Raw genomic sequence first — 17,460 nt, forward strand, 5'->3', positions numbered from 1 at the left:
CGACGGGGCCACAGCGTCCCGTCAGCTCTCGATCTTCTGGACGATGCGCATCGCCGCATCGACGGCCGTGTCCGCGTCGACCGGCTTCTTGAGCAGGACGCTCTCGATGCTCCACTCGTCGCTCCCTTTCAGCTTGCCAGTCCTGACCTCGCTGTCCTCGTGAACCGAGCTGGCCGCGTTGGCCGCCCAGTCCGGCGTCCGGATCGTATCGAACGCGTCCGGGTCCCTGATGCGGACGTGGACGTACTCGTCACCGTCCTCGACGGCTCGGATCTGCGCGCGCGTTCCGGGGATCTGCGTCGGCGGGAGTTGCTGTTGCTGTGACTGCGGTTGCTGCTGGAACCCCTGGCGTTCGCCGGCCTGGTGTGTCTCCGCAGGTCTCTGTCGGTGCTGGGGCTGTTGTACCTGGGCCTGGCCCGAGAGTTGCTGTGGGTGCTGCTGGATCGGCTGTTGCTGTGAGTGCTGCTGAACGGGCTGTTGCTGTGGCTGTTGTTGAACGGGCTGTTGCTGAGAGTGCTGCTGGACCGGCTGTGTCTGGGGCGCTTGCTGTGAGTGCTGTATTCGCTGGCCCTGCTGCTGTGGAGGCTGTGGCTGCTGGCTCTGCTGGAACTGCTGTTCCTGTCGTGGCTGTCGTTCCTGCACCGGCTGCTGGGATTGCTGGAGCGGGAGCGCGGCCTGTGGCTGCCCACCGCCCTGCTGCTGTGGCACCGGCTGGATCGGTTGTGCCGACAGTTGGTGGCCCGGGACGGGTTTGAACTGCCGTTGGGACGGCTGCTGTCCGGGCTGTCCCTGGACGGACTGTTGGTGGCTTCGCGGGTCGCGCTGCTGAGAACTGGGTTGGTATCCGGTCATGAGTATGGCCTCCTGGGGTGTGGAGCTGGTGCGCACGCCGACGCGAATCAGTGACCGCACCGGGCGTTCCACGTCCAGCAGCAAAACGGTGCGGGCGAACCCGTGCGACGAGCGATCACAGTTGCCCGACCACGACACCGAGACCGTACAGCAGCACCGCACCCGCCATCAGATAGGCGAGCCAGGAATCAGTCGCGTCCCCCGCCTGGTCCTGTCGTCGAAGTCCGTACAGCCCGCCGATCAGGATGAGTGCACTCGCCACCACAGCGATGCCAGTAACGGGTGTCAAGCCAGTCTCGCGCACACTTATCGCACTATCGACCACGGTGACAGCGCCGTACAGCGCGAGAGATCCGTTGAACAGCGTCGATCGGTCCATAGCAGTCGTCCGAAGTTGTTCCCGCGAGCCAGCAAAACCCTGTGGTCAGTCCCAGTCGCCGTCCTCGACGCCGAGTTGGTAGACCGACACCTCGTCGGGAACCGCCGCCAGCGCCGTCTCGGGCCAGTCGTGATACGCCAGCGTGAACGTCGCGTCCGGATTGGCCGCGACCAGTCGACTGACGCCCTCGGCGGCCTGTTCGTAGGCCTGCACGTCCAGCCGTTCGGGTACCTCCGCGTTCAGCGGATACACGTCCGAGAGGTCCCGCGGGAACGGGCCGAAGGGCGGGGTGACGCGCCAGGTCTCGTCGTAGGCCTCGTTCGTGTCGCCCTCGCTGAGCAGCACGTTCCCCTCGGCGTTCAGCCGCTCCAGTCGCTGGTGGTGGCGCAGCACCTCCGGCCGCGCGGCGCTCTCCGAGGAGAGGTAGAAAAAGGCGTCCTTCGAGACCGGGTCTGTTTCTTCCAGTTGCGCGGCGTGGTCGACGAGCGCGCGGTAGCCGTCGAGCATCGTCGGGTGCCCGCGTGCGCGCGTCTCGACGAGTTCCAGTAGGTTGCCCCGGCGGATCGCCTGCTTGATGCGGCGCATCTCGCCGTAGGTGACGTGGAGGTTGTGTTCGGCCAGGAGTCGCTCGCGCTCGCGGGCGTTCTCGGCTTCCAGCTCGTCGGGCGTCGTCGACGCACAGACGGGACACTCACACGGGAAGTAGTCGAGGTCTTCGAGGTGTTCAGTTCCCCGGACGGTGAGGTAGCGGTCGTCGCGGGCGTACAGGGCGTACGCCGCCGAGTCGAACAGGTCACAGCCCATCGCCACCGCGAGCGCGAACATCATGGGATGGCCCGCGCCGAACAGGTGGACCGGCGCGTCCTCGCCGAGGCCCCGCTTTGCGGCCGCGACCAGGTCGATCATGTCTGCGTACCGATAGTTATTCAGCAGCGGAACGACCGCACCCACCGGGAAGACGTCCAGGTCCGTCCCGTCGGCGTGGTCGGCCGCCGCCTCCCTGAGATCGGGATAGGTCGACCCCTGGATGGGACCGTTGACGAGCATGTCGCCCGTGTCGACGGTTTCGGCGAGTTCGAGGCGCTCCTGGGTCGTCGCCAGTTCCTCTTCTGCCTGCTCGCGGGGAACGTCGGGCGGCGTCGGGATGTCCACCGGCGTCCCGATGTCCGAGCCGATGTCGCGCTGGAACTGGAGGATCTCCTCGGTGTCGACGTCGATCGTGCCGTACTCGGCGAGCTGAAACGATCCCGAGTCAGTCATGATCGCACCCGAGAAGTCGTAGAGGTCGTGGATGCCTCGCTCCAGAACGTCCTCGCGGTGTTCGTCGGAGCCGTAGAGGCTGTAGGCGTTCGTGATGAGGATCTCCGCCCCGAACTTCGCTTCGAGGACGCTGGGTTCGATGGTCCGGACGTGGGGGTTGATGACCGGCAGCAACGCCGGCGTCTCGACGGTCACGCCCGCTCGGGGAACTTCGAGTTCCCCGATGCGGCCGGCCGCGTCCCAGTCCCTGACCTCGAAGCACTCGCGCATTGCACCGGCGTAGTGGGGGTGCCCGCCTAAGGGTTCCGTTCCGGGTTACTCGCCGAACGCGGCGTAGTAGAGCACGCCGAGCGCCGTTCGCCCGTCGCGCAGCTCGTCGTCGCGCACCGCGGCTTCGAGGTCCGCGAAGTCCGCCGTCGTCACGCGGATGCTCTCGTTGTGATCCAGATCCTGCTCGCCCGTCGGTTCGCAGCCCTCGGCGACGAAGTAGTGAAAGACCGCGTCCGCGATGCCGTTGGCCGGTTCGACCGTCGTCAGGTGGTCGACCGCCTCGGCCTCGTACCCCGTCTCTTCTTCGAGTTCGCGCCGTGCGGTCGTCGCCAGGTCGTCCGCGTCGCTCGCTTCGACGCCGCCCGCCGGGAACCCGCGGTTGACGCGCTTTACCGCCTGTCGCCACTCCTCGATGAGGACGACCTCCCCGTCGGGCGTGAAGGGAACGATCACGACGCTCTCGCTCTCGGAGAGGTAGTCGTAGTCGGTCTCCGTGCCGTCGGGGAGGCGCACGCGCTCGCGCTGGATGTCGAAGCCCGGGCACATGTACGCCGTCTCCCCGTACAGCGTCTCCCAGGCGAGCGGCTCGGCGTCGCCACCGTCGGTTTCGTCCCGTCCCGTCGCATCGCCAGTTCCCTCGGTCATTACCAGTTCTCTCTCGCTCGTCACCCAAAAGCACGCCCAAACCCCGCACAATCGGCGCCCCGTTTGCACGCACGACCTGTTGGCAGTTTGTCCCCCTACTCGTCCCCGTCGGGATCGTACGCCCGCCCGATGTCGAACTTCGGCGCGCCGACGCCGAGCACCCGGGTTCGATCGGGCGCGTCTGCGGGGTTGTACGGCCGAATCGGACTCTCGGGTTCGGCCACGAACACCTCGCCCGCCGGGACGGTGAACGTCTCCTCGGGCGTCTCGACCGACAGTTCGCCGTCGAGAACGTAGAATATCTCTTCGCGCTGTTCGTGGTAGTGATACTGGGTCGCGAGCTGCTCGCCGGGCGCCAGGTCGTACACCGCGGCCGCGAGTTGGGCGAGTTCGGCGGCCTCAGTAATCGACCGGCGGTCGCAGGAGTGGTCCGGCGAGTCAGCCAGTTCCTCGGGGTCCAGCACGTGATAGCCCATATCGAGACGAGGTCGGCTGCGGTAATGAAACGGCCCCCTCGGCAGCGCCGAACCGATTTCCGGCGATGCCGGGGCTTTCGAGGGATAAGCCCTGTATTACAACGAGCAGTGCGGGCATCGAGACGAGTCGAGATGAGCACCGAGAATCTACCTCGCGCCACGGACGAGACCTGCCCGTGGTGTGGCGAGTCGATCACGTCCGCCGCCGACCCCGTCATGGTCGTCCCGAAACGCGGCCGGTCCCGCGAAGAGATCATGCACCATCACTGTGCGGTCGAGTGGGAGACGTTCATCGAACACGCCCGCGACCTCGCCAGTTCCGGCAAGCGCTGGCCGCTGATCGAGAGTCCGCTACAGAAAGGGTGGGAGTTCGAGACGGGGAGCAGAGAGTAACGATCAGAGGAACCAGCGGACTCGTTCGTTCCCCGACTGCCGTCACTCTCTCCGGAGGTTCGTCACTGTCAACACGTCCTGCAGGTGCTCCGTCTCGAAGTCGGCATCCGTAACGACGAGTTCATCACCGGTGGAGCGGGCAGTCGCCGCGATCAGTGCATCTCCAGTCGATAACCGAATCCCGTCGTTCATCATCTCGTCTTGGAGCCTCGCTGCTTCCAGTGCAATCTGTTCGGTGAAATCGAGAGTTTGCACACCGCCAAAGCCCCGGCGTGCTTCGACGACGTCAGTCTTTCCGGCCCCCAGAAGTCCGTCGAGTACCTCGTAGACACAGACGGCAGACGTAAAGAACGGTTCACGCCCGTCGAGATACTCGACGACCGCAGTGTCGTCGCTCATGTAGTCGATGATCGCAGAGCTATCGAGAAAGACCATCTACTCCCAGTTCTCCCGCGCCGAGCGAATTCGATCTTTCGCCTGTGCGGCTTCCTCAGAGGACAGAATGCCCTTCTTGATCGGCGTCTCGTCGGTCGTAATTCGCGTCAGGAACTCGTCCCACGTCTCGTCGTCGCGTTTCAGATCGTCGAGTCGTTCCTTCGTCGAGGAATCGACCGGGATCGACGTTCGGCTCATATTAATTCATACTGAATTCATCGGTTAGTAGCTTTCCCCAGTGGGTTACACAGCCCCCAAACGCCTGTCTCGTTTCGCGGGAAGTGTGAGGCCGGCGCAGATAGTCGAACCGCGTCAGACGTGCTCGCTTCGCTGCGCGCGACTGACTGGCTCGAATCTCCGTGGCCCATTCCCCACAACGGACACGCGTCGCTGTCGCTTCTCGTGGTTGCGTTGCGGGAGAAGTGGGCCGGCGCAGATAGTCGAACCACGCCCAGAGGTACCTGCTCGCTACGCTGCGCGGGCTTGCCTCTGGTCTACTTCGAATCTGCTTCGGCTGCAGTTTTTCACGCTCCTCCGCGACGCCTCGCTGTCGCTCGGCGTCGAGTCGTCGCGGAAAAATGGGCCGGCGCAGATTCGAACTGCGGTTACGGCCACCCGAAGGCCGAAGGATACCAAGCTACCCCACCGGCCCGCACGGTAGCAACCGAAGGAAAGGCCGGCCCAGTTTTAACCGTTGCGAAGTCGCAGTCAGCTCCCGCGCCGCTCACTCGATCGCGTACTGCTCGTACCGCCGGCCGACGGCCCGAAACGACCACCAACAGAGAACCAGCGCGACCAGCAACGGCACCGCGAACCCGCCCCAGTGGACCCACTCGGTCGGGATTCCGGCGACGTCGGCACCGACGCCCTGCAGCGCCGTCGCCACGTCGCCAGCGACGCCCACTCCTTCGCTGGCCAGCAAGCCGAACGGGAGCGCGAGCAGTCCCCCGATCAGCAACGCGAAGGCCTGCTTCGTGGCGCCGGGGGCCAGCGCCGACCCGACCGCGACGGCACCGGGACCCGCGAGCGCGAGCGAGTAGATCACGATGGCGCTCAGACTCGGCGGGACCACCTCGCGGTCGCTCCCGACGCGTACCGAGTCGAACCGCGGGAAGAGCATGCCGACGGCGGGAGCAGCCGTGACGGCCAGCAGCGAGAGCACGGTCACGATCGCGACCAGCAGGCCGACCTCGACGGGCGTGTACGGGCCGTACGTTCCGGACCCCACAGTCCCGACGAGGCCGAGCGGGAGTCCGAGAAGCAATCCGGGGAGGGCCAGCCCCAGCGCGAACTGGCGACCGGACGCGAGCGAGGTGAGCGTCGCGGGCAGCACGGGTCCCTCGTCACCGAGGGGATTGAGCCCGAACGCCGCGCCGGCCAGCCACGGAACGGTGAGCGCGAGCACGGGCGGCAGGACGGCGAACAGCGACCCGAACCGGGCGACGTTGACGAGCATCGAGCCGAGGAAGACGACCGGCAGGAAGACGAACGTGAGCCGCGCCGGGTTCCGGCGGGCGACGACCACTGACCGCTGAGCCACTCGCAGGGTGGGCTGGCTCAGCGACGGGAATGCGACGGGACGGGCCGCAGCAGCGAGCGGATCCGCCGCGCTCCCGGTGTCGGTCCGCGCCTTCGCCTGCGCGACCTCGTGTTCGACGGTGTCGCCGAACCAGAGCGCGGTCGCGATGCGGTCGAGCACGAGCCCCCAGCCGAGAATCCAGGCCACCGCAGCACCGCCCGCGACGGCCGCCCGGACCGGTGACCCCACGATCGGCGAGCCCACGACTGCGAGGTCGACCAGCCAACTCACGGGGAGGTACCCGAGGAGCGACGTGAACCCGCCGTCGCCGAAGTTCTGGAGCGCGACGTAGGCGCCGACGAACCCGACGACGGCGACGCCGGCGAGCACGGACTTGTAGCGAGCGACGAATCGAACGCGGGCGACCAGCAACTTCGCAGCGAGGCCGATGGCGGCGCCGAACACGAGCGCCGAGAGCACGAAGAGCACGGCCGCGAGCAGGAGGAACGGCGCGGTGAGCGGCGAGGCGGTCGCGTAGACGAACGCGCCGCCGACCAGCGCCACCGGGAGCGCCACGTAGGCGGCCGCACGCAGGAACTCGGCGCTGAGCAGCCCCACGAGGACCGATCGGACAGAGACGGTCATCAGCATCAGCGACTCGTTGTCGATGCGGTCGTGGCGCGACCCCGCTCGTTGGGCGAAGATGAACGTCGCGAACAGCCACTGGAGGCCGAACGTGCCCCGTATCTCGTTCGTGAGCGGGAACGAGGAGAGACCGCTCGCGAACCGGAGGACGAGCCACGCGCCGAACAGCACGAACAGCGAGACGAACGCACCGCCGATCCCCAGGAACAGCAGTCGCGTCCTGTCGGACCGAAGCCCCCGGAGCGTGCGCCGGAACTCCTGGCGACCGATCGCGAGGCCGTGGGTCGGCCAGCCGGGTTCAGGCATCCGTCGACCCCTCGGTGGCGACCGCTGCCCCGTCCTCGGTCGCGGGGTCCTCGCTCGTCACGTCGAGGAACACGTCTTCGAGCGTCCGCCCCGTCCCCTCCGTCACACCCGCTTCGGCCTGCCGTTTGAGATCGGCCGGTGGCCCCTCGGCGACGAGGCGGCCGTCAGAAAGGACGCCGACGGTGTCGGCGTGCTCGTCGACCACGGGAAGGATGTGCGTCGAGAGGAAGATGGTCGCGCCCTCGTCCGCGAGGCCGTCGATCATGGTCCGGATCGTGCGTGCGGCGCGCGGGTCGAGCCCGCTCGTCGGTTCGTCGAGGAAGAGCACGTCCGGGTCGTGCAGCAGCGACTGGATGAACGCCGTCTTCTGGCGCATCCCCTTCGAGTAGGTGTCGATGCGCCGGTCGGCGTCGTCGGCCAGGTCCAGGCGCGCGAGCAGGTCCTCGATGCGTTCCTCGGCGTGGCCGGACGGGAGGTCACGGAGGCCGGCGACGTAGGTCAACTGCTCGCGCGCGGTGAGTTCGTTGTACAGCGGCGGTTCCTCGGGGAGGTAGCCGACGCGCTGGATGAGTCGCTCGCGGTCGGTCACCGAAACGCCCGCGACGCTGGCCGTGCCGCTCGTGGGCCGCGTCAGCGAGGTGAGCATCCGCATCGTCGTGGTCTTGCCGGCCCCGTTCGGGCCGAGAAAGCCATACACCACGCCCTCGGGAACCGCGAGATCGAGGGCGTCGACGGCGACCGTCTCGCCATAGCGTTTCGTCAGGGCGGTCGTCTCGATCGCTGGCATGTTGCGATACTGTTCTCCGGACACATACAAAAGCGCAGAGCCACGTTTTCGAGGTCAGAAAGTCGTCGCAACCCAGGAACCGACCATACATTCTTGGCCCGTCGTCCGGACACCTCGCGTATGCACGTCGGCATCGTTTCGGACACGCACGACAACTACAGCGCCGCCGAGCGCGCAGCCGAACTGTTCGCCGACCGCGGCGTCGAGACCGTTCTCCACTGCGGCGACTTCATCGCTCCGCCGCTGCTCGCGGCGTTCGACGGGCACGACTTCGCGTTTCACGGGGTCCTCGGCAACAACGACGGCGAACTGGACGGCCTCGAAACGACGATCGACGGGCTAGGGCCGGAGAGCCAGCTCCACGGCCGCTACGCGACGCTCGAACTCGGCGGAAAGCGGATTCACATGCTCCACGGCGACCAGGGCATCGAGACGGTCAACGCACGCGCCGAGTCCGGCGAGTACGACTACGTACTCTACGGGCACTTCCACGTCGCCGAACAGCGCGACGTCGACGGGACGACCGTCGTCAACCCGGGCGCCCACTTCCCGACAGTCCCCGCGGAAAACCGGAGCGTCGCGGTGTTAGACACCGAAACCGACGAAACCGAGTTCGTCGAGATAACGGGCTGAACTCACACTTCGTCCACCCGCACACCGCAGCTATCATCCGTTCATTGAAGAGGCCAATGTGACCCAATCGTTTTTGTACTACGATCGACTACATACGACTACATACAGGGAAAAACGATGCCAGTAGACCTCCGTACCCACGACCCAGACGACGGCGTCGACATCGACCCCGGGACGAACAAGGCCAAGATCATCAAATTGCTCTACAGCAACCCACATCTCGGATATAAACCATCTGAAATACATACTAATCTCGACATCCCGAAAGGAAGCGTGACGACGACGCTTCTCCGTCTCTGCGAATCTGATCACATAGGGAAGACCACCGACGGGTACTATCACGCACTCGAATCCCGTGACGATCTCCGCCGGTTCGCAACGGGGCTCGTCCAGGTTGAGGATCTCACTTCGCGGTATGCAGGTGACGAACTCAGTCCGGGAGACGCTGAGCAAACGCGATCCCGTGAAGAACGGCTCGAAAATATTACGGAATCAGAGAGAACAGCAAACGAAATCGACACTGAGCTGGCCGGGCTCGAAGACGATCTCGAATGAGCCGGTATCCCCGCGGTACAGTCGGCTTCGCTGACGACCCATTCGATGTCCACACTAACCCACGTCCTGTCGTAATTCTCTCACCCGAAAATCGCCCGTATGGACACGAGGAGAGTACGATAGTCTGTCTCGGTTCCAACGCCGAAGAGAGATACGAGTACCACACTCCACACCTTGCGAACGAGTACATAGACGGGGCTCGATTTCCACAAGAAGACCTACGTCTTGCCGTGGGCACTGTACACGATCCCGCTAGGGACGATCGACGAGTCTGAACCGATGGGTCAACTCACCGCCGACGGGATGAAACTGGTGGCACAGTCAATCTACAAGATGATGCGGAGTTGAGTGGCGACTACTTGGCGGTAAGATAACGAGCCACAGCTGTGTGGCTCACCGGCGAAGATAGTCGGGAAAAACCGGGGCCGATCAGGAGAGGTCCGGAACGAGCGGTGCGTCGGCCTCGTCGTTTACAAATTTGGCTCCGATCGTCTCGTCGAGGATGCGTCCACCGTCGGTGCGGACGCGGGTCTTGGGCATCTCTGGAACGAGCGGAGCCATCGTGTCTTCGTGAGGCCGTTCGGTCATTGTGTCTTCACGCTATCCGATGAGCTACGGGTACATAAACATCACGGTCTATAATTAACAGGGAAGTTAATGTTAGTCACAGGTCGACGGTTCACGGGAGATGGCAACCTCGAAGTGACGGCCACGCGCAGCGATAGTATGGCGGAAGACAAGCCGGTCCCGGACGACGAGTGGGAGACCGTCGTCCGGAACGTCCCGCTGGTGTCGGTCGACCTCGTCGTCGAAACCGAGAATGGTGTCGTCCTCGGGAAACGGGAGAACGAACCCGCGAAGGGCGAGTGGTTCGTCCCCGGCGGCACAGTTCGAAAACACGAGCAACTCACCGACGCAGTCCACCGGATCGCAGCGGACGAGTTGGGCATGTCAGTGACGGTCGAGCGCCAACTGGGCGTCTACGAACACTTCTACGACGTCGCCGACGTGGAAGAGGCGGAGGGCAAACACTACGTCCCGATCGGCTACCACGTTCGGCCGGCCGGCGAGGAGACGTTAGAACCCGACGACCAGCACTCCGAACTCAACGTCTTCGAGAACCCGTTCGAGGAACTGGCCCTCCATCCGTACGTCGAGGCGTATCTCGTTGATGCAGGGATCATGCCAGCCAGAGAGTGAGCGAGTGGAGAACAAACAGCCGCGGGATACGCCAGAGTGTCTGTAGAAATGCTCAAACCCGCGGTCAGCGGCCAGCGCAAGCTATAACAACTGGCTGCATACGAAATGTCCACATGAGTACGTCAATTCGGATCTCCGAGGAGACGAAACGGAAACTCGAAGCGATCAAGCGGGAGGACGAAACCTTCGACGAGTTGCTCGATCGACTCGCAGTAAGCCACACTGAGGAGGACGTCCACGAGATGGGAGGGTTTGCGGACGAAGGGATCGAGGAACACATGAGACAGACACGCGAGGAACTAAACGAATCGCTCGAAGAGCACACGCAGCGCCAGTGAGACAGTTGCTCGGCAAATCCTTGCTGTGGGAGTTTGGACGTTGCTCTCAGTACTCGGAGAACCCGTCCGTATCCAGGTAGTTGTGTGCGACCGTGATCGCATGGTCGGCGTGGAGCGCCCGCGGCGACAGTGAGACGCGGGCGTCAGCTTGCTCGGAGAGGAGCGCAGCCTCCTCGTCGGTGAAGTCGTGGTGGTCCGAGAGCACGAACACCGGATTCGCTGGGGGTTCGCGCTCGACGATCGGATCGCCGTCCTGGTGGAGTTGGACGACGGTCCCGCCGTCGGCGGCCTCCGACAGCGTCGTCGCGAAGTCCTTCCGGGAGATTGAGACCCCCGGACTGCTCTCGGCCGCCATGTGACCGATGGCCTCGTCTTTGTGTTCGAGCGCCTTGCGAACCAGTGCAGCCGTGCTGCGCTCGTCTGGGTTGAGCCGATGCAAGTCGCTGCCTTCGAAGGTGATTGTCACGTCGTCCTGGAGGACGAGCGAGACGCGAACGTCGTCACGGAGGTCGTGGGAGAGGAAAAACGCCGAGTTGACGCACCGACAGAGCACGTCGAGGCGGCCGGCTTCGCTGGGGAGTGCGTCGAGGGGAAAGTCCGGCGTCGTGGGGACGTCGTGGCCGAGCACGATGAACTGGCGCATACCGAGTGGTGCGTGGCGAGGTTCTTGAACGCCTCGTTTACACCACTGCGTCACGTCCGCAGCAGCGGCTGGTCGAACGACACGAGCGTCGGGAGACAGAGTCAGCGACGGGTTTCGGGGGACTCCCGATCACCGTCACCGTCGGCGTCGTCGGGGACGATGACCTCCGGTTCGGACTCCGACGCGTCGATCGCATCAGCACTCTGCGCCCCGGCGTCGGGAGTCGACCCGTTCTGCGTCGACGGCGGCGACTTGCCGTTGGTCCGGGACTGACCGTCGGCGACCGGGGGTTGGAAACCTCGCTCCGTCGGGCGGGCGTCGGTCGCGTCCTGCCGGTGGCGACCGATGAGTTCGTCGAGCAAGAGCGCCTCGCGGTCGGTGATGTCGTACGTCTCGGTGACGTACGCGCGTGCGTCGTCGACCTCGCCGTGGAGCAGGTAACGCCGAACCTGGAGGTACGACTCCAGGAACGGGACGTCGCCGTCGCTCGTCGCCACGTCGTCGGGCTGGAGCGATACGCCGCTCTCGTCTTCGAGGTCGGCCAGGATGTCCTCGTAGCCCAGCACTGACGGATCGTGGTCTGAATCGAGCACGCAGAGGAAGAAGTCGGAGGCGAAACGGTGGAGTTCGGACTTGGACTCGAACACGTCGGAGTCGGCGACCAACTCCTCGATGCGAGCCACGAGCGCGTCCGGATACCGCACCGTCTCTTTTCCCATACTGGGTCTGTTTCACTGACGCTACTTAATTCGTGAGGGCCACGTCAGACGAGTATCCGGTAACTAATACAACAGTTGAACCACGCTAGACGCCATACATTACCATACTGGCGGCAAAAAACGCGGCTTTATTTATCCGTCCCGTGGAGTATCTCGTAATGTCCGAGTCCGGTATCGCGGTCCGGGAGCCGGCGACAGTATTGCCCGATCCTGAAACAGCCGACAACGTCGTTTACAACCCATCGTTCGAGGAGCTTCGTTCGTTCTCCGAGCACCTGGAGACGACCACGGAGTTCGGCTCGCCGTCCTACGTGAGCGAGGAGCGCTCGCGTAACGCGGACAAGACGAAAAACGCGATCGACCACGACTTCGACGACGACGACCTGGCGCACTTCGAGGACGCCGTCACGTTCGTCGAAAACAACGAGATGGTCTGTCTGGACCGTCAGATGGGGCGCCACGACGAGCACGCCTACGTCTGCCGGTACTACGTGCCCAAAGAGTACGGGCGCATCGCGCTCGCGTGGGCGAAGCTGTTCGAGCCGGTCGACGACCCCGACCGCGAACCCGACTTCTACACCGTCCAGGTCCCCGAGTGGGACGAGACGGCTGTCCGCATCTTGCCCGACGAAGGCTTCACCGCAGTGCTGGGCAGCGATTATACCGGTGAGGCCAAGAAGTCCTTCCTCCGCCTGCACATGTACTACGCGAAACAGCAGGGCGGCCTCGGCCTTCACGCCGGCAGCAAGCGCGTCGAACTCGAACGCGACGGCGAGATGGAGACCGTCGGCCAGCTGTTCCTCGGCCTTTCGGGCACCGGGAAGTCCACGCTGACCGCGCACGGTCTCTGGCTCGACGACCCCGAGGACGCGACGATGCTCCAGGACGACGTCTGTGCGCTGCTCCCCGACGGGAGCGTCGCCGGCAGCGAGGGCCAGGGTCTGTTCATCAAGACCATCGGCCTCGAACGCGAGGAACAGCCCGGCCTCTACGACGCCGCCACCGACGAGTCTGCCGTCATCGAGAACGTCGACGTCGCCGACGACGGCACCGTCGACTTCCACAGCGACAGATACACCACGAACGGCCGCGCGGTCATCCAGCGCTCGGAACTCGCTTCCGCCGGCGAGGACATCGACCTCCCGGACGTCGACCAGGTGTTCTTCATCACGCGCAACCCGGCGATGCCGCCGGTCGCGAAACTGGACCCCGACGAGGCCGCCGCCGCGTTCATGCTCGGCGAGTCCGTCCAGACCAGCGCGGGCGACCCGTCGGCCGCCGGCGAATCCATCCGCGTCGTCGGTACGAACCCCTTCATCATGGGCTCGAAGGGCGAGGAAGGCAACCGCTTCCGCGACCTCATCGACGATCTCGACGTGGACTGCTTCGTCCTGAACACCGGCACGGTCGGCGAGAAAGACGTCGGCGTCGAGGACACCGTCTCGCTGCTTCGTGCGATCTCCCGCGAGACCGTCGAGTGGGACGGCGACGACGCGACCGGCCTGACGGTGCCCAGCGAGGTTCCCGACATGGACGTCGAGGACTTCGACGTGGCGTCGAACCTCCCGAACCACGAAGAGCGGCTGGCTGCGCTTCGCGAAGAGCGCCGTGAGTACCTCGCGCAGTTCGAGGATCTGGCCGCGGAGATCCGCGACGCCGTCTACTGAGGCTCTCAGAAACGTACTGGTTTTTGTTACGGCTGGCCTGACGGAGTGTTCGCAAACGGACTTGTCGATGGCTTTATTCGCTTCAGGCCGGTGCCCCCGAGTATGACTGACGAGCGCGACGTCGCTACAGTGCTCGCGGAGCGGCCGGAACTCGAATCCGCGCTCGAATCGATCCGGTCCGTCGACGACGCCCACGAGACGTGGACGTACGACGACCTCTCGATCGATTCAGGAACGTTCGGCGAAGTCGTCTCCGAAGGCTTGGTCGAGAAGACAGGCGACGGCTACAGACTGCCCGACACGACGCGACGCGCGCTCGACGGGGAGGTGGAGACTGACAAGGAGCAGTCGCCTGGGTTGTCACTCCCAGCATTCGACGTTGACTCGCGCGCCGCGGGAGCGCTCGCGGGTGCGCTCGCACTCGTCGTGCTGTTCCGGACCGTCTTTTCGTACGGCGACGTGTTCCGGAATGGTGACGTCGTCCTCTCTGGGAACGACCCCTACGCGTATCGCTACTACGTGGAACAGATGCTCGCCGGGACTGGCGGCGGGTTCGAACTTGCAGTGCTGAGTGAGATGCCATCTGCAAAAGGCGAACCCTTCATGATTGCGACGCTGTACTCACTGTCGAGTCTCATTGGTGACGGAGCGTCAGCAGCCGGAACGGTGCTGGCCTGGTATCCAGTCGTTTCCGCCTTCGTCACCGGGCTAATTGTCTATCTGCTGGCAGTGAAACTCACCGACGACAGGAGAGTCGGACTCGCCAGCGTCGTCTTCTTCGCGACGACGCCCGCACACGCTATGCGGACCAGTCTCGGCTACGCCGACCACCACGCGTTCGACTACCCCTGGCTCGCACTGACCGCGCTCGCGCTCGTGATGCTGGCCCGTCGCGACGAAACAGATCTTCGTGACCCGTGGACGTGGGCGGTCGGCCTGGGACTCGGCATCGGCGTCGCGGGCCAGATTCTCGCCTGGGAGAACGGGCCGGCGCTGGTCTTCCCCCTCGCGCTGTACGTGGGACTCGTCGTTCTTCAGGACGTCAGAGCCGACAGGTCACCGCTCGAATCGAACGCACCGCTTCTCGGTGGGCTTGCCGTTGCGGCCGCGCTCACACAACTGGCTCACAGCCAGTTCGGATGGCACACTGATTTCGTCGCGTTCACGCCGATTCTCCTGTTCGTCGGCGCGGCCGGGGCACTGGCCGTCGCAGAGGCGACGTCTCGCCTTGGTCTGTCAGTGGGCGTGCTCGCGAACGTCGAGATCATCGGGGCCGTCGGAGGTCTAATAGGCGCCCAGTTCGTCGTGCCAACGTTCTGGGCAGACCTTACAAGAAGGTTGGACAGGTTCTTCGGCCTCAGAGGAATCGTCGAGACGAAGGCGCTGATCACCGGCGACATGATGTGGTTCGTCCTCCTTGGGTTCGTCCTCTTTCTGGCACTCCCGCCGCTGGTCTGGGCGAGCCGTCGGGCAGTTGACGGCTCGAAGTCGTGGCTCGCAGCGAGCGTCTACGCGTGGTTCTTCATCCTCCTCGGCGCGTTCCAGATCCGGTTCGTCGGCGAACTCGCGACCTTCACCGCTCTGTTCGCCGGGTTCGGCTTCGTCTGGCTTGCACACGTGGTCGATCTCACAGACGCGCCGACGGCGTTCGAGGCCGGAACTGCGACGACCGCACGTGACGGCGGCGAGGAACCACCGCAACTCAGGATTCCGACCCTCCGAGAAGCTGGGACGATATTCGTCCTCTTCCTGCTGGTCGGCGGCGTCGGAATCTTCCAGGTCCCGATCAAGACGGATCAGTTGACGATCAGCGACGAAGCCTACGGCACTGCAGCGTGGATGGACGAGTACGCTGTGGGGCAAAACCTCACCTATCCCGACAACTACGTCACCAGCCGGTGGGGCCGCAACCGGATGTTCAACTACTTCGTGAACGGCGAGTCGCGATCCTACCAGTTCGCCCAAAACAACCACGAGACGCTGTTCGTGGAGTCCGATGGCGAAGCCTGGTATCAGAAACACGGTGACCGAGTCGGGTTCATCGTCACAGAACCGCTGAAGACGGACAAAGGGACACTCCACTCTCGACTCCGCAACGTCTACGGGAGCAAGACCAAGAACTATGACGGGTTGGCTCACTACCAAGCCGTCTACGTCTCGCCGTCTGACGAGTACAAAGTGTTCAGACTGGTTCCCGGCGCGAGGATCAACGGCACGGCAGCACCAAATCAAGCCACGATCGTAGAAAAGGAAATCGAGATATCCGGCGCGTCGTTCACCTACAGACGGCTCGTCAAGACTGACAGAACTGGGTCGTACGCCGTGCGAATGCCATATCCGGGCGAGTATACGATATGGAACAAGACTGCGACGGTCTCCCAGCGGAACGTCACCAACGGTGAGACGGTGACAGCCGACTGAGCAGTTCTACCACGTCAATCCTTCGTACGTGATTCCCTTGCGGCGGCGAATGATCCGCCGTCCGTCGACGACGACCGGATCGGCCATCGCGTCGAACTCCTCATCGAGCGCTGCGAACTCGTCCCAGTCTGTGACGACGACTGTACCCGCCGCCCCGTCAAGCGCCTCGTCGGCCGCCTCGGCGTATGTCACCTCGGGGAACCGTTCGCGCATGTTCTCGGTAGCAACGGGATCGTACGCGACGACCTCGGCCCCACGCTCTTGGAGACCTTCGATGACCGGAATCGCACGGGAGTGACGAATGTCGTCGGTCCCGGGTTTGAACGACAGTCCGAGGACGGCGACGCGTTCGCCCTCGACTTCGGTGTGGTCGTCCAAGAGGGAGAGAAGCCGTTCGGGTTGCTGGTCGTTGAGTTCGACTGCGGCCTCCAGCACGGGAGGTTCGTAACCCGCTTCGCGAGCGTGCTGGATTATCGCCGCGGTGTCTTTCGGGAAACAGCTACCTCCCCATCCCACCCCACTCCGAAGGAATTGTTCGCCGATGCGGTCGTCCATCCCGATCGCCTCGGCGACCTCGTAGGCGTCGATGTCGTACTCCTTGCAGATGTTCCCGAGGTCGTTGACGAGGCTGATCTTCGCCGCGAGGAACGAATTGTTGGCATACTTGATCATCTCGCCTTCGCGACGGCCGGTTTCGACGACCGGCACGTCCCAGTCGGCGACCAGCGGTTCGTACACTTCGGCGAGTAAGTCGAGGGCTCGGGCGTCGCCGTCCGTGCCCAAGACGATCTTGTCCGGTTCCATGAAGTCGTCGACGGCCGAGCCCTCCCGCTGGAACTCTGGGTTGACGGCGACGCCGAACTCCTCGCCGGCGGTCTTGCCCGACGCCTCCTCGATGAGCGGTTCCAGTTCGTCCTCGGTCGTTCCGGGGACGACGGTGCTCTTGACCACGACGAGGTGGTAGCCGTCTTTCTCGGCGAGTGTTTCGCCGATGGATTCAGCGCCGGCTTTCATTGCACCGAGGTCGATGCTCCCGTCGTCGTTGGCCGGCGTCGGGAGCGCCAGGAAGGTGACGTCGGTGTCGCGGATGGCGTCGTAGTCCGTCGTCGCCCGGAGCCGGTCGCCGCCGTACAGCGACACCATCGGGTCCAGGCCCGGTTCGTGAATCGGGGCATCCCCGTCATTGATGGCGGCGACGATGTCCTCGTCGATGTCGATCGTCGTGACGTCGTGACCGAGGTCGGCGAAACAGGCGGCGATCGTCGTGCCGACGTAGCCGCTGCCGACGACGCTTAGATTCATCGTTCCAGACGTTGC

The 17,460-nt window shown here is 64.4% G+C and carries 20 protein-coding genes and 1 tRNA gene; 7 read left to right on the forward strand and 14 right to left on the reverse strand.

Annotated features, from left to right (window positions below; genetic code table 11):
* Positions 1–21: 21 nt before the first annotated feature.
* The 5 genes from MU553_RS23865 to MU553_RS10805 all read right to left on the reverse strand — a co-directional run bounded on the left by MU553_RS23865 (position 22) and on the right by MU553_RS10805 (position 3,882).
* Positions 22–852 (reverse strand): hypothetical protein, encoded by an 831-nt coding sequence (locus MU553_RS23865; protein ID WP_247376977.1) that lies wholly within the window; start codon positions 850–852, stop codon positions 22–24.
* Between the two features lie 115 nt (positions 853–967).
* Entirely contained in the window at positions 968–1,231 is a 264-nt protein-coding gene (locus MU553_RS10790; RefSeq protein ID WP_247376975.1) for a hypothetical protein, read from the reverse strand.
* A gap of 45 nt (positions 1,232–1,276) precedes the next feature.
* Entirely contained in the window at positions 1,277–2,761 is a 1,485-nt protein-coding gene (tgtA, locus tag MU553_RS10795) for a tRNA guanosine(15) transglycosylase TgtA (RefSeq protein ID WP_247376974.1), read from the reverse strand.
* A gap of 45 nt (positions 2,762–2,806) precedes the next feature.
* Complete coding sequence (locus tag MU553_RS10800; RefSeq protein ID WP_247376972.1) at positions 2,807–3,406, reverse strand: NUDIX hydrolase; 600 nt, start codon at positions 3,404–3,406, stop codon at positions 2,807–2,809.
* Between the two features lie 95 nt (positions 3,407–3,501).
* A complete protein-coding gene (locus tag MU553_RS10805) occupies positions 3,502–3,882 on the reverse strand; it encodes a cupin domain-containing protein (protein WP_247376970.1) in 381 nt (126 codons plus the stop codon).
* Between the two features lie 132 nt (positions 3,883–4,014).
* On the opposite strand from MU553_RS10805, the gene MU553_RS10810 reads away from it, so the two are divergent.
* The gene (locus MU553_RS10810; RefSeq protein ID WP_247376968.1) at positions 4,015–4,275 is read left to right on the forward strand and encodes a hypothetical protein; all 261 of its coding nucleotides are present in this window, start codon (positions 4,015–4,017) and stop codon (positions 4,273–4,275) included.
* A gap of 42 nt (positions 4,276–4,317) precedes the next feature.
* On the opposite strand, the gene MU553_RS10815 is transcribed toward MU553_RS10810, so the two are convergent.
* The 5 genes from MU553_RS10815 to MU553_RS10835 all read right to left on the reverse strand — a co-directional run bounded on the left by MU553_RS10815 (position 4,318) and on the right by MU553_RS10835 (position 7,967).
* Entirely contained in the window at positions 4,318–4,710 is a 393-nt protein-coding gene (locus MU553_RS10815; protein ID WP_247376966.1) for a PIN domain-containing protein, read from the reverse strand.
* Complete coding sequence (locus MU553_RS10820) at positions 4,711–4,908, reverse strand: DUF7557 family protein (protein ID WP_247376965.1); 198 nt, start codon at positions 4,906–4,908, stop codon at positions 4,711–4,713.
* Positions 4,909–5,289: 381 nt separating this feature from the next.
* A tRNA-Pro gene (locus tag MU553_RS10825) sits at positions 5,290–5,362 on the reverse strand.
* Between the two features lie 72 nt (positions 5,363–5,434).
* Positions 5,435–7,180, reverse strand: a complete 1,746-nt coding sequence (locus tag MU553_RS10830) for a hypothetical protein (RefSeq protein ID WP_247376962.1) — start codon at positions 7,178–7,180, stop codon at positions 5,435–5,437.
* Complete coding sequence (locus MU553_RS10835) at positions 7,173–7,967, reverse strand: ABC transporter ATP-binding protein (RefSeq protein ID WP_247376960.1); 795 nt, start codon at positions 7,965–7,967, stop codon at positions 7,173–7,175. The genes MU553_RS10830 and MU553_RS10835 overlap by 8 nt, the downstream gene beginning before the upstream one ends.
* Positions 7,968–8,087: 120 nt before the next feature.
* On the opposite strand from MU553_RS10835, the gene MU553_RS10840 reads away from it, so the two are divergent.
* Positions 8,088–8,600, forward strand: coding sequence for a metallophosphoesterase (locus MU553_RS10840; RefSeq protein ID WP_247376958.1), 513 nt, complete (start codon positions 8,088–8,090; stop codon positions 8,598–8,600).
* 117 nt (positions 8,601–8,717) lie between these two features.
* On the forward strand, positions 8,718–9,155 hold the full coding sequence (locus tag MU553_RS10845) for a BlaI/MecI/CopY family transcriptional regulator (protein WP_247376956.1): 438 nt from the start codon (positions 8,718–8,720) through the stop codon (positions 9,153–9,155).
* A gap of 429 nt (positions 9,156–9,584) precedes the next feature.
* Here the strand turns inward: MU553_RS10845 and MU553_RS10850 are convergent, their stop codons facing one another.
* Positions 9,585–9,743 (reverse strand): hypothetical protein, encoded by a 159-nt coding sequence (locus MU553_RS10850; protein ID WP_247376954.1) that lies wholly within the window; start codon positions 9,741–9,743, stop codon positions 9,585–9,587.
* A gap of 138 nt (positions 9,744–9,881) precedes the next feature.
* Here MU553_RS10850 and MU553_RS10855 point away from each other — a divergent pair, with 138 nt between their 5' ends.
* Together MU553_RS10855 and MU553_RS10860 are read left to right on the forward strand one after the other, a co-directional pair.
* Positions 9,882–10,355 carry a GDP-mannose mannosyl hydrolase gene (locus MU553_RS10855; protein ID WP_247376952.1) on the forward strand — a complete coding sequence of 158 codons (474 nt, stop codon included), beginning with the start codon at positions 9,882–9,884 and terminating at the stop codon, positions 10,353–10,355.
* A 113-nt stretch (positions 10,356–10,468) separates the two neighbouring features.
* Positions 10,469–10,693 (forward strand): antitoxin VapB family protein, encoded by a 225-nt coding sequence (locus MU553_RS10860; RefSeq protein WP_247376950.1) that lies wholly within the window; start codon positions 10,469–10,471, stop codon positions 10,691–10,693.
* 46 nt (positions 10,694–10,739) lie between these two features.
* On the opposite strand, the gene trmY is transcribed toward MU553_RS10860, so the two are convergent.
* Together trmY and MU553_RS10870 are read right to left on the reverse strand one after the other, a co-directional pair.
* Positions 10,740–11,336 (reverse strand): tRNA (pseudouridine(54)-N(1))-methyltransferase TrmY, encoded by a 597-nt coding sequence (trmY, locus tag MU553_RS10865; protein ID WP_247376949.1) that lies wholly within the window; start codon positions 11,334–11,336, stop codon positions 10,740–10,742.
* 101 nt (positions 11,337–11,437) lie between these two features.
* Positions 11,438–12,055, reverse strand: coding sequence for a hypothetical protein (locus tag MU553_RS10870; protein ID WP_247376947.1), 618 nt, complete (start codon positions 12,053–12,055; stop codon positions 11,438–11,440).
* A 158-nt stretch (positions 12,056–12,213) separates the two neighbouring features.
* Between MU553_RS10870 and MU553_RS10875 the strand changes: the two genes are divergently transcribed.
* Positions 12,214–13,722, forward strand: a complete 1,509-nt coding sequence (locus tag MU553_RS10875) for a phosphoenolpyruvate carboxykinase (ATP) (protein WP_247376944.1) — start codon at positions 12,214–12,216, stop codon at positions 13,720–13,722.
* A gap of 102 nt (positions 13,723–13,824) precedes the next feature.
* On the forward strand, positions 13,825–16,143 hold the full coding sequence (locus MU553_RS10880; protein WP_247376942.1) for an STT3 domain-containing protein: 2,319 nt from the start codon (positions 13,825–13,827) through the stop codon (positions 16,141–16,143).
* 6 nt (positions 16,144–16,149) lie between these two features.
* On the opposite strand, the gene aglM is transcribed toward MU553_RS10880, so the two are convergent.
* A complete protein-coding gene (aglM, locus tag MU553_RS10885) occupies positions 16,150–17,445 on the reverse strand; it encodes a UDP-glucose 6-dehydrogenase AglM (RefSeq protein ID WP_247376939.1) in 1,296 nt (431 codons plus the stop codon).
* Positions 17,446–17,460 lie beyond the last annotated feature (15 nt).

This window comes from Halorientalis brevis (assembly GCF_023077655.1).

What these genes read in the sequence shown, in the direction of transcription:
- aglM (WP_247376939.1), bottom strand. Translation starts at nt 17,445, where the DNA reads ATGAATCTAAGCGTCGTCGGCAGCGGCTACGTCGGCACGACGATCGCC.
- MU553_RS10800 (WP_247376972.1), bottom strand. Translation starts at nt 3,406, where the DNA reads ATGACCGAGGGAACTGGCGATGCGACGGGACGGGACGAAACCGACGGT.
- MU553_RS23865 (WP_247376977.1), bottom strand. Translation starts at nt 852, where the DNA reads ATGACCGGATACCAACCCAGTTCTCAGCAGCGCGACCCGCGAAGCCAC.
- MU553_RS10830 (WP_247376962.1), bottom strand. Translation starts at nt 7,180, where the DNA reads ATGCCTGAACCCGGCTGGCCGACCCACGGCCTCGCGATCGGTCGCCAG.
- MU553_RS10855 (WP_247376952.1), top strand. Translation starts at nt 9,882, where the DNA reads ATGGCGGAAGACAAGCCGGTCCCGGACGACGAGTGGGAGACCGTCGTC.
- MU553_RS10815 (WP_247376966.1), bottom strand. Translation starts at nt 4,710, where the DNA reads ATGGTCTTTCTCGATAGCTCTGCGATCATCGACTACATGAGCGACGAC.
- MU553_RS10790 (WP_247376975.1), bottom strand. Translation starts at nt 1,231, where the DNA reads ATGGACCGATCGACGCTGTTCAACGGATCTCTCGCGCTGTACGGCGCT.
- MU553_RS10805 (WP_247376970.1), bottom strand. Translation starts at nt 3,882, where the DNA reads ATGGGCTATCACGTGCTGGACCCCGAGGAACTGGCTGACTCGCCGGAC.
- MU553_RS10840 (WP_247376958.1), top strand. Translation starts at nt 8,088, where the DNA reads ATGCACGTCGGCATCGTTTCGGACACGCACGACAACTACAGCGCCGCC.
- MU553_RS10835 (WP_247376960.1), bottom strand. Translation starts at nt 7,967, where the DNA reads ATGCCAGCGATCGAGACGACCGCCCTGACGAAACGCTATGGCGAGACG.
- MU553_RS10820 (WP_247376965.1), bottom strand. Translation starts at nt 4,908, where the DNA reads ATGAGCCGAACGTCGATCCCGGTCGATTCCTCGACGAAGGAACGACTC.
- MU553_RS10810 (WP_247376968.1), top strand. Translation starts at nt 4,015, where the DNA reads ATGAGCACCGAGAATCTACCTCGCGCCACGGACGAGACCTGCCCGTGG.
- MU553_RS10875 (WP_247376944.1), top strand. Translation starts at nt 12,214, where the DNA reads ATGTCCGAGTCCGGTATCGCGGTCCGGGAGCCGGCGACAGTATTGCCC.
- MU553_RS10880 (WP_247376942.1), top strand. Translation starts at nt 13,825, where the DNA reads ATGACTGACGAGCGCGACGTCGCTACAGTGCTCGCGGAGCGGCCGGAA.
- MU553_RS10850 (WP_247376954.1), bottom strand. Translation starts at nt 9,743, where the DNA reads ATGACCGAACGGCCTCACGAAGACACGATGGCTCCGCTCGTTCCAGAG.
- MU553_RS10860 (WP_247376950.1), top strand. Translation starts at nt 10,469, where the DNA reads ATGAGTACGTCAATTCGGATCTCCGAGGAGACGAAACGGAAACTCGAA.
- MU553_RS10845 (WP_247376956.1), top strand. Translation starts at nt 8,718, where the DNA reads ATGCCAGTAGACCTCCGTACCCACGACCCAGACGACGGCGTCGACATC.
- tgtA (WP_247376974.1), bottom strand. Translation starts at nt 2,761, where the DNA reads ATGCGCGAGTGCTTCGAGGTCAGGGACTGGGACGCGGCCGGCCGCATC.
- MU553_RS10870 (WP_247376947.1), bottom strand. Translation starts at nt 12,055, where the DNA reads ATGGGAAAAGAGACGGTGCGGTATCCGGACGCGCTCGTGGCTCGCATC.
- trmY (WP_247376949.1), bottom strand. Translation starts at nt 11,336, where the DNA reads ATGCGCCAGTTCATCGTGCTCGGCCACGACGTCCCCACGACGCCGGAC.